General features: G+C 43.4%; 5 protein-coding genes. 2 read left to right on the plus strand and 3 right to left on the minus strand.

Features of this window, described 5'->3' with window-relative positions:
• Nucleotides 1-58: 58 nt before the first annotated feature.
• Nucleotides 59-736, minus strand: a complete 678-nt coding sequence (folE, locus tag ACQ65V_RS09000) for a GTP cyclohydrolase I FolE (protein WP_273292343.1) — start codon at nt 734-736, stop codon at nt 59-61.
• Between the two features lie 197 nt (nt 737-933).
• Between folE and ACQ65V_RS09005 the strand changes: the two genes are divergently transcribed.
• Nucleotides 934-1,395 (plus strand): hypothetical protein, encoded by a 462-nt coding sequence (locus tag ACQ65V_RS09005; RefSeq protein WP_273292345.1) that lies wholly within the window; start codon nt 934-936, stop codon nt 1,393-1,395.
• A gap of 76 nt (nt 1,396-1,471) precedes the next feature.
• Nucleotides 1,472-8,710 carry a T9SS type B sorting domain-containing protein gene (locus tag ACQ65V_RS09010; RefSeq protein ID WP_430467643.1) on the plus strand — a complete coding sequence of 2,413 codons (7,239 nt, stop codon included), beginning with the start codon at nt 1,472-1,474 and terminating at the stop codon, nt 8,708-8,710.
• A 78-nt stretch (nt 8,711-8,788) separates the two neighbouring features.
• Here the strand turns inward: ACQ65V_RS09010 and ACQ65V_RS09015 are convergent, their stop codons facing one another.
• Both ACQ65V_RS09015 and ACQ65V_RS09020 read right to left on the minus strand, forming a co-directional pair.
• A complete protein-coding gene (locus ACQ65V_RS09015) occupies nt 8,789-10,309 on the minus strand; it encodes an OmpP1/FadL family transporter (protein ID WP_430467644.1) in 1,521 nt (506 codons plus the stop codon).
• Nucleotides 10,310-10,347: 38 nt separating this feature from the next.
• A complete protein-coding gene (locus ACQ65V_RS09020; protein WP_430467645.1) occupies nt 10,348-11,424 on the minus strand; it encodes a hypothetical protein in 1,077 nt (358 codons plus the stop codon).
• Between the last annotated feature and the right edge of the window lie 32 nt (nt 11,425-11,456).

The following is an 11,456-nucleotide window of genomic DNA, read 5'->3' on the forward strand; positions in this document are numbered from 1 at the left end:
GTGCAAATTCAAAAAAAGTGAATAAACAAATCTAAAGAACTACCCTAGATAAAACAAACTAAAATTGGGTATCTAAGTTTATATAGTCTAAAAATTCGCGTCGTGTTTCTTTCTCTTTAAATTGACCACCAAACTCTGAAGTTACAGTACTACAGTCAACATCTCTAATGCCACGAGAGTTAACACAAAGATGCTTGGCGTCTATAACACAGGCTACATCCTCAGTGTTTAAAACCCTTTGAAGTTCTCTAACAATTTGAATCGTTAAACGCTCTTGTACTTGAGGTCTCTTGGCAAAATAATCGACTATTCTATTCATCTTAGATAGTCCAACAACGCTACCATTAGAAATGTATGCGACATGTGCCTTACCTACAATAGGCAATAAATGATGCTCGCAAGTAGAATACACCGTAATATTTTTTTCTACAAGCATTTCACCATATTTATACTTGTTGCTGAACGTTGAAGCGCTTGGCTTTTTTTTAGGATTTAAGCCACCAAAAATTTCATTTACAAACATTTTTGCAACTCTTGAAGGTGTGCCTTTAAGACTATCATCATTTAGATCCAATCCTAAGGTTTCCATAATGTGTCTTACGTCATCTTTAATGATATCAACCTTTTCTTCATTAGAAAGCTTAAAAGCATCCGATCGCATAGGTGTATCACTAGATGAACCAACGTGGTTGTCTCCCAAAGCGTCTATATCATTAAAATCGTTATCGATTTTCATAGTTAAATAATTATTAATCAATCTCTAAAATGAAGTTGCAAAGATACGTAATAAATATAGTACTAAAAGGGTAGGAGTTTTATAATTACACTTGTTATATAAGTAAAACCGTTAAAATGCCAATAACATTGACGAATTAACAACGGTTTTCCTAAAATTTTCTTAATTTTCGAAACTCTAAAAATTACGGTTAAGCTATGAAGAAATTACTAACTATTCTTGTTGTAATACTTTTGCCTATGTCCATACTCGGGCAGCAAACAAAACAAAAAAATCCTCTACCTCTAGCAAAGTTTGAAGACAATGTTAAACTACCACTAACAGCTAAAGAACGCGCTCAAATAATTGAGGTGTATGGCGAGTATGCCGACAAATATATTTTTAGTAAGCCTCATAGACTAAAAAGTATGAAGCAGCTTCTTAGGAATAGAATTGTCATTAAGCTTATTACTGATGAAGGCAGTATAAAACAATGCACAAAACTTTCTGAAGTCTCATTGTGTGATGGTTTTGTTTCGGATTTAAAAAGAGACGAAACATTTAACCCTAGCACCTTTAATCCATTGAAATATAATTTCGAATTTTATTCTCGGGCATCGGCAATGTATCACGTAGATAATACCAACTATTACATTATTATAAAGTCCCAATATCAATAAAAAAATAAATATGAAGTATATAATTACTATAATTTCCTTAATGTTTTCATCGCTAGTGATAGCTCAAGATGTAAATATGCAGACGGGAACAGTTAATCAATGTAGTGGCGTTTTTTATGATTCGGGTGGTGAATTCGGCAATTATGGAAATGATGAGGATTTTACCTTAACCATTTGTCCAGAAAACCCAGGTCAAAAGGTTCAACTAGATTTTACGGAATTCAATACGCAGTTAAATCAGGATGAAATGACCATCTTTAATGGTGATTCAACTGCGGAACCACAGTTTGGGATTTTTTCAGGCGGTACAGGACCAGGAATGGTTGAAGCAACCCAAGATAACACTTCTGGGTGTATAACCATTCAATATACCTCTAACGGAAGTGGTAATGCAAGTGGGTGGGCAGCTACTATTTCTTGTTTAACCCCTTGCCAAACTATTAATTCTCAAATAGATACCGCGTCACCAGCACCAAATGGTGATGGTTATATTAGAGTATGCCCAAATGAGGATATTACATTAACAGGTAGCGGTACGTTTTCTGTCGATGGTACAGGTGCAACATACGAGTGGGATTTAGGTGATGGTAATACAATTGCAGGTCAGACAGCTACATTTTCTTACCCAACACCAGGAGTTTATATTGTAAATTTAAATATTAATGATGCTAATACTTCACAAGATCCAGAAGGATGTTCTAATAATAATTTAATTAATCAGGTGATTCAAGTGGCAACTGAACCTGACTTTACAGGTACAGCTGCAGCGCAATCGACGTTATGTTTTGGCGAAACTGCAACAATTGATGGTGTGGTTGCTCCTACAGAATTTATAAACGATTGTACACCTCCCGTAAGTGGTGTAACCTTTCTACCTGATGGCAACGGAGTGACTTATGAAACTTCTGTCACTGTCGATTGTTATGATTCTGCTCAAACACTAACTGATGTAAATCAATTAGTAAGTATATGTCTAAATATGGAACATTCATATTTAGGAGATTTAGATATTGAAATAATTTCACCGAATGGTCAAACCGTTAGAATGCATGATCAAGGTGGAGGTAGTGCAAACTTGGGCGAACCTTGGGCTACTGGAGGAGTTGATGGGAATAGTGCCAATACCACACCTGGTATAGGGTATGACTATTGTTTTGTGCCTAATGGTGGTTTTCCAACTTTAGTAGGTGGCGTGCAAACAGGCGGGACTTTTACTAATGGGGATGGACCAGGTACATATACAGATTCTTTTGTGCCTGCTGGTAGTTACAGTTCAGTTAATCCGTTAAATGGCTTACTTGGATCACCACTGAATGGCGATTGGACTATTCGCGTTGTGGATAATATTGGGTTGGATAATGGTCACATATTTTCGTGGAGTATTGAATTTGATCCAAACTTACAGCCACCAGAATTATCCTTTACACCAACAATTACTTCTGAAGCATGGGATCCCGATCCAACAATTACAAATACTACTGGAAATGTTATTACCGTTGAGCCTCCAACCGCTGGTCAATTTTGCTATACGTATCGAGTTACTGATGACTTTGGATGTGAATACACAGAACAAGTATGTATCGATGTGTTACCAGAAATAGTAACCGAAGCACCAAATAATTTGTTTGTGTGTGATACAGGTTCACCACCTTATATTTTTGATTTAGAAACCAATACTGCTGTTGTAACAGCTAGTGCAACCAATGCAACCGATTTAGTTGTAACATATCATAATTCTCAACCAGATGCGGATGCTGATACAGGTGCAATAACAGGATTAAATAATTACTCCGGAACTGATGGGGAAATCATTTACATCAGAGTAGAATATTTAAATTCAGGATGTTATGAGGTGTTACCTTTTACATTAAATGTAGCAGGTCAACCAGATATTAATCCGGTTCCAGATTTAGTGCTTTGTGATGATGCTTCTAATGATGGTTTTGAAGAGTTTGATTTAAGTACACAAACAGTAGGAATCTTAGGTCCACAAGCAGCTTCAGATTTTAACGTGACCTATCATTTAAGTTTTGCAGATGCGGACGCAAATACTGGATCCTTAGTATTAAATTATACTAATACAGTTAACCCTCAACCAATTTATGTGAGGATCGAAAGTGTAGGAGATTCTAATTGCTATAATGCCTCAGCTAATCCCGTTTTTAATTTAATTGTTGACCCAAGGGATGATGCGTCTTTTAACGTTACTCCAACATGTGATGGCGCAACCGCAACTATAACAGGAGCAACAGGTGGAACATTTACATTTAATCCTGCGCCAACAGATTCAGCGGTGATTGATCCTAACACGGGACTTGTAACTGGCGGAACTTCTGGTGCAACCTATACAATAGAATATACTACTAACGGAACATGCCCAGCTACAAGTGCTCAAACCTTCAGTGTTATTACTGAAGATGATCCTTCATTTACGGTAACACCAAATTGTGATGGTGGTACAGTGACGATTACTGGTGATATGGGAGGAACATTTAGTTTTAATCCTCCTCCAACAGATGCTGCAATGATTGACCCAAATACGGGTGAGGTCACTAATGCAACTCCTGGTGATAGCTACATTATAGAGTACGTAACCTCAGGAATATGTCCTTCATCTAGTACTCAAGTACTAAATGTATTAACATTAGACGATCCGAGTTTTACTTTAACGGCAACATGCGATGGTGCAACAGCTAATATTACTGGCGATGTTGGTGGTACTTTTGCTTTTAACCCTATACCTGCGGATACTGCTATAATAGATGCTAACACAGGTACAGTAACAAATGGAGTTTCTGGCAGTACCTATACAGTTGAATATACCACAGCTGGTAACTGTCCGCAATCTTCAACTCAAAATGTAACGGTAATTACTGCAGATGATGCCTCTTTTACGGTAACTCCAACTTGTGATGGTGGTACTGTGACGATTACTGGTACAACTGGTGGAACATTTAGTTTTGATGTAGTACCTACAGATGTAGCTGTAATTGATCCAAATACTGGTGATGTAACCAATGGTACACCTGGTGCTCAATATTCTATTTCATATACAACTGCTGGAACTTGTTCTGATACAGAAGTAGTTTCTTTTAACGCTTTACCAATTGATGATGCAAGTTTTACCGTAGATCCTACCTGTGATGGAGGTATCGTGACGATTACGGGCACAACAGGAGGGACTTTTAGTTTTAATCCGGCACCTGCAGATGCAGCAGTTATAGATACCAATACAGGAAACGTAACTAATGGTACACCAGGTGAGACATATTTAATAGAGTATGTCACTTCTGGAGCATGTCCTAATAGTAACATTGTACAGTTTACAGCTCATCCCCTCCCAACCTTGGTGGCACCGACGCCACTTGAGGTATGCGACGACGGTGTGCCAGACGGTTTGACTGAAATCGACCTGAGCCTAAAGAACTCAGAGATCAGTGGAGGCGACCCAGGCTATACGGTGAGCTATTACCTAGACCAGTCGGATGCCGACACTGCGACGGACCCACTGCCGATCCCCTACACCAATATCAGCAACCCACAGACGGTCTTCGTAAGGGTAGAGGACAACGGCACGGGCTGCTACGACACTGTGACCTTGGACCTGGTGGTGGAGCAGGCACCGATAGCCAACACGCCGGAGCCGTTAAGGTATTGCGATCCCGACAACGACGGTTTCGGAACCTTCACCCTCACCGATGCGGACGACGGGATCACGGGAGGAATGCCGGGCCTTACGGTAAGCTACCACGAGACGCTTGCCAATGCGCAGAACGACGCCGACGCGATAGACACGGGAGTTGACTACAACAACATCGTGGTGAACATGCAGACGCTCTACGCAAGGGTGGAGAGCGGGACGATAGCGACGGACTGTGCCACGATAGTGGAGCTGCTCTTGGTCGTCGAGCCGAGCCCACAGATAGAGGACCCAACGCCACTTGAGGAATGCGACGATATCTCGGCCGACGGCTATGCGACGTTCGACCTCACGTCGAAGGACGCTGAGATACTGGACGGCCTTGACGCGATGCAGTACACGGTCACGTACTACGAGACCGAGGCGGATGCCAACGCGCCGAACAATGCGATAGCCAACCCGAACGCCTACACCAACACCGTAGAGGACAACCAGTTCATCTGGGTGCGCGTAGAGGACACCAATACGGTAGAGGGCTGCTATAAGGTAACGACCCTAGAGCTGATCGTCAACCCGCTGCCGGAGCTGTTGCCGCCATTGCCGTTGGAGCTGTGCGACGTGGACAATCCAGGTGACGAGCAGGAGCCGTTCACCCTAGAGGACGCCAATGCAGGGATTCTCAATGGCCAAAACGGCATTACCCTGAGCTATTACGAGACCTTGATGGATGCCGAGGCAGGCACAAGCCCGATAACGAGCCCTTACATAAACACGAGCAACGCACAGACGGTTTACGTAAGGGGAGAGAACGACATCACGGGCTGTTACAGTACCGTAACGCTGACCCTTAGGGTGGATCCCGTACCATCGCCAGAACCGGATCCGGACCCGATAGAGGTCTGTGACGACGACAATGACGGCTTTGCGGAGTTCGATCTAGAGATCCGTACCATAGAGATCACCAACGGTGAGCCCGACGTGGTAATCACCTACCACGAGACCGAGGAAGAGGCCAACCAGGGAGACAACGCCATAACGGGCCCGTACACGAACATAGTGGCGAACAGCCAGATGATCTATGTGCGCTCGGAGAACACGATAACGGGCTGCTATAGCCTGACGCTGAATACCCTAGAGCTGATCGTGGTACCATCACCGGAAGTACCGACGGACATAGCGCCATTGGTGATATGCGACGACGACGACGATGGGACGGCACAGTTCGACCTCACGGAGAGGGATGCCGATATCCTTGGGGCGCAGAACCCAGCCGATGTTGTCCTGACCTACCACGTTACGGCCGCGGACGCACAGGTGGGCAACAACCCGATCATCAATGTGGGTAACTATACCAATACGGCGAACCCACAGACGATCTACGTGCGCCTTTTCAACCCGACAACGGGCTGTCAGGACACGGGCGAGTTTGAGCTTCAGGTGCAGCTGCCACCAGAGCCGGTACAGCCGACACCATTGGAGGAATGCGATGACCTTGGGGAATCGCCAGGGGACGAGATGACGGAATTTGACCTTACGGTCAAGGACGCAGAGATCACGGACGGCAACGGGAGCTGGTCGGTAACCTATTATGAGACCAATGCGGACGCGCAGGCAGGGATGAATGCCATACCAGACCCGACGCAGTACACCAATACCTCGGTAAACGGATTGCCGGCCAATCCGCAGACCCTGTACATAGCGGTGACCGATACGGATACGGGATGTGTGGCCTATACGACGATGACGATAAGAGTACTACCCAACCCAACACCGACACCGAGCGACGAGTTGCCGGATCTGGAGCTGTGCGATGACATCAACACGGGAGATGGAGTAGAGGAGTTCGATTTGACAGCGAATGAAATATTGATACTCAATGGAGAGGCAGGGGTGACACCGACCTACCATGAGACGGCAGAGGATGCCGATACGGGGGACAACCCAATAGCGGACCCAACGGCATATACCAACATAGAAACACCGGAACAACAGATCTATGTAAGGGTGACCAATGACGCCACGGGCTGTTATACTGTTGTGGACTTTACCATAAGGGTCAACCCATTACCGGAAGTGGTGGCGGTAACGGACTTTATCCAGTGCGAGCTCAACACGGACGGATTTGACAGCTTTGACCTGACGACCAAGGACGCGGAAGTGCTAAACGGCCAGAGCCCAACACAGTATACGGTGAGCTACCATGATAATGTGGCGGATGCGGAAGCAGGGATGAACGCCCTTGTGAGCCCATATACCAATACGAGCAACCCACAGCAGATATTCGTGACGATAACGGACACGACGACGGGCTGTTCTATAAGCACGCAGAGCTTTAACCTTCAGGTGGACGAGGCGGCCCAGGCCAACCCTGACATGGGCAACATCGTTTATGAAGAGTGCGACGACAACATGGAAACGGACGGTGACCCTAGCAACGACAGCGTACAGTTCGATCTATCGACACAGGACGCACAGGTGCTCGACGGTCAGGATCCAGCTGACTATATTGTGAGCTACTATGCGACGGAAGCGGACGCGAACCTTAACGTGAACCCGTTGCCGAACCTATACGAAAACATTACCAATCCACAGGTGATCTACGCAAGGGTGGACAACAATACCTTAACGGTCGTTCCCATCGCCTTGGATTTAACGGCCCTGACCACGGGACTGGACCTGGATGCGGACGGTACGGTGGATACTTACGACACGGACGCGGACGGCACCTTTGACCTTATCGATGTGGACGGTGACGGACTGTCGGACGGGATAGACAACAATGCGGACGGGCTGTTCGAGTTTGTGGACGTTGACGGAGACGGAGTGGGAGACCCGGTGGATTTGAACAACGACGGTACGTTCGATAACCAGCAGGACGGTTCGATCTGTTTTGCGGTGGCACCGTTGACCCTTCAGGTGAACCCTTTGCCAGAGTTCGATCTAGACGACAGTTATGTACTATGTATCAACACCAATGGTACGGAGATACTGGATGTACCAGTACTGGACACGGGCCTATCGGACACGGACTATAGCTTTGAGTGGAGCTACAACGGCACGGTATTGCCAGGGGAGACAGGATCGACGCTGACGCCGACCCAGGGAGGCACCTATAGCGTAACGGTGACCGATACGAGCACATCAACGGCAACGAGCTGTACCAATACCGATAGCGCAGAGGTAATAGAGAGCGAACCACCGATGCTGACCGCCGAAGTGGTAACACAAGCTTTTGGGAATAACAACGTTATAGAGGCAGTGGCAACCGGAATCGGCGACTATGAGTACAGCCTTGACGGAGGCCCATGGCAGGACAGCGGCATCTTTGACAACGTCTCCCAGGGAGACCATGTGATAACGGCAAGGGACAGGATAGGTTGTGGGCTGGCCACGGTAACGGTATTTGTACTGGACTATCCGAAGTACTTTACACCGAACGGAGACGGCAACAACGACACATGGAATATCGAGGGCATTGGAAATGGTGCCAAAATTTATATATTTGACCGCTATGGGAAACTGCTGAAGCAGTTGAGCCCGAGTGGGTCCGGATGGGACGGGACGTTCAACGGCAACATGATGCCGACCAGCGACTACTGGTTCACCATTGAGTACGACGAACCGACCAACGGACAGAGAAAGGAGTTCAGAGCCCATTTTACCTTGAAACGATAATTATTAATAATACATAACAAGTAAAAGCCTGAACATATTTGTTCAGGCTTTTTATTTCTTCTTAATATGTAAAGTATTTTAAATTCTAAACCCTAAGGTTAAAATTACGTCTGTAAACTTTGATTGTATTAGTGCAGAATCTGTTAAGCCTACATTGTATAACTGATAATTTGTATCGCGTTCAGATTGACTGAAAGCAACATCTAAATTAAAGTCTCCAAAGCTATATCCTAGACCAAGAGAATATCCTGTTAAATCACCAAAAAAAGTGTCATCCTTATAAGGACTTTCTTCAAAACGATATCCACCTCTAAAACTTAATTGTTTGTATCTGTATTCACCCCCTAACCTATAGGATACAGAAGTGTCTAATACATCACTAATAGCATTATTCAAACCGGAGAAATAAATGTCAGAGGTAGGTCTAAACTTAGTAGAGCTATAGTCTTTTACTGAATAGTCAAAACTTAATAAACCCTGTTTACCAAAGACGTAAGCTAAACTACCTGTAAGTTTTCCTGGAGTTTGTAATCTATATTCTGGAAAAATGTTTATCACATTTGGGTTAATGATTTGATTTACACTAGAGCCATCTTCAATTCTCGTTGTGGCAAGATATTGAGAAGTTTCTTCAGATATTCTATACCATGTAGGGGAATTATAAGATAAACCAACTCTAAATTCTTCTGTTAGTTTTGCAATACCACCAAGTTGAAACGAAAATCCACTACCAGTTGTAAGAAGGTTGTTTTCAAAATCTACATTGGTAACTGAAGATGATGCATTATTGTTAGATTCACTAAAAAACGTAGTACGCTCATAATTGATAAAATGTGAATTAAGATTTAAACCAAAATAGAATTTATCATCATAATTTGTTGCAAAATTAAAAGCTAATTTTCCATTGTAACCTCTACTGGCATAGGCATATTGTTGATTAAAATCTGTACCGTTTATGTTTCTTATGTAATCAGTGTTTTCATCTGTGTCTTCAACAGGATCAATTAAAAAGCCTTCAAATCCTAAAAAAGCCTGCTGATGCTCAAATCCGTAGAATGAACCAATTTCAGAATAGGCTTCGGATAAAGTTTCGCCTGGAAAAGCAGAAATTTCATCTAACCTCTTTCCTGTCGCATTTTGATAAAAGTACTCAACAATACTTGTGTTTGGGTTGACTCCACTAGCCACCCAATCATCGTCAAAGTCTGCAGACCTGTCATAGGCTGCACTAAGAGTGAAATTTTTCCAAGGGGAGCTTATATTGGTATTGTTAAATACTAAAGTTGCACCAAGTTGATTAATGTCGAAATTAGAATTTGAAGATGAATTTGTTCCGTTAAAATAAGTTATATCATCCTCCTTATTGAATAAACCAAAAGAAAGCGAAGCGTGGCTATTGTTAAATATAGCAGATCCAGCGGGATTGATATTGACACTGGACATATCTCCACCTAGCGCCCCAAAAGCACCGCTCATAGCTCTAAAGCGAGCAGTTCCTTGAATTTCATCCATTGAATAGCGCACAGCATCAGTAATGTCCTGAGCTAAAATATAAGATGTGCTCGCCAAGCCTATGCAAAGCATAAGTAATTTTTTCATAAGTAATTTTTTTAAATTTTTGGAATTAAAACTATGATTTACCCTCTACCACGTCTTCCTCCTCCAGATGACCTAGAGCCACTTGATGATCTAGAACTGCTGGAAGAACGTACACTACCGGAAGATCTAGAAGAAGAACTTCTTGTTGACCTAACAGAACCTGAAGACCTAGTACTCCTACTTGATCTAACAGAACCAGATGATCTGGTACTCCTAGACGGTCTAGTAATTCTCGTATTGCTTCTTGTGTTAGAAGAACTTCTGACACTCCTAGAAGGTCTAGTAACTCTTGTACCTACGCTTCTAGTTGAAGAATTGCCTCTCCTTACAGTATTACCTCTATTCGTTCTTGTAGTATTTGCTGCCCTAGACAGTCTTCGTGTAGAATAATCTCTACTAGAGATTGCAGAATTACTTCTGTTTCTACGAGTTAAATTATTGTTGTTTAACAATGAACCTCTTCTGCCACCATTATAAGCTAGACTATTATTCCCATAGTATCCATTCCAAGCCCAATTGTTGTATCCTGGTGGACACCAAGCATTCCAGCCCCAATTGTTCCAACCCCAGCCCCAACCAGCGTTCCAACCCCAGTTATTCCAGCCGTAAGCCCAACCAGCATTCCAGCCCCAGTTGTTCCAACCCCATCGATTCCAACCCCAAGGTCGTCCCCAACCCCAGTTATAGCCATAGCCGTAGAACCATGGGTCATTGATACCAAAGCCGTACCAACCATTGTCTATAATATTTATTGTAACTGAACTGTTTTGTCCCCAACCACCATAAACAGGTCGTTGCTCTAAAGTATCTTGAGCTCTTTCTACATAATTACCTTCGTAGGAATCTATATCGGTAAAAATTTCACTTTCTTCTGTAGCCGCATCGAGTTGTGCAGAATTTTCAGCAAAGTAATTTTTATAATAATTTGAGTCCTCAGTAGAAGTCGTAGCTACTACCGGTCGTTCAACATAGGTGTCATCATAATCATCAGTAGCATAGATACCATCGTTATCGTATCCTGCATATTGAAATGAACCACATGAAGTTAACACAGCCATTAAGCCGAGTGCAACAAAAAATGGCAATTTTTGTTTTGTAAATGTCTTAAATTGCATATCTCTTTTATTTTATTGTTGAACATAGCAAA

This window comes from Winogradskyella ouciana, assembly GCF_965284585.1.
GTDB lineage: Bacteria > Bacteroidota > Bacteroidia > Flavobacteriales > Flavobacteriaceae > Winogradskyella > Winogradskyella ouciana.

Coding starts and splice junctions, on each gene's coding strand:
- ACQ65V_RS09005 (WP_273292345.1), top strand. CDS start 934: ATGAAGAAATTACTAACTATTCTTGTTGTAATACTTTTGCCTATGTCC.
- ACQ65V_RS09020 (WP_430467645.1), bottom strand. CDS start 11,424: ATGCAATTTAAGACATTTACAAAACAAAAATTGCCATTTTTTGTTGCA.
- ACQ65V_RS09010 (WP_430467643.1), top strand. CDS start 1,472: ATGCAGACGGGAACAGTTAATCAATGTAGTGGCGTTTTTTATGATTCG.
- ACQ65V_RS09015 (WP_430467644.1), bottom strand. CDS start 10,309: ATGAAAAAATTACTTATGCTTTGCATAGGCTTGGCGAGCACATCTTAT.
- folE (WP_273292343.1), bottom strand. CDS start 736: ATGAAAATCGATAACGATTTTAATGATATAGACGCTTTGGGAGACAAC.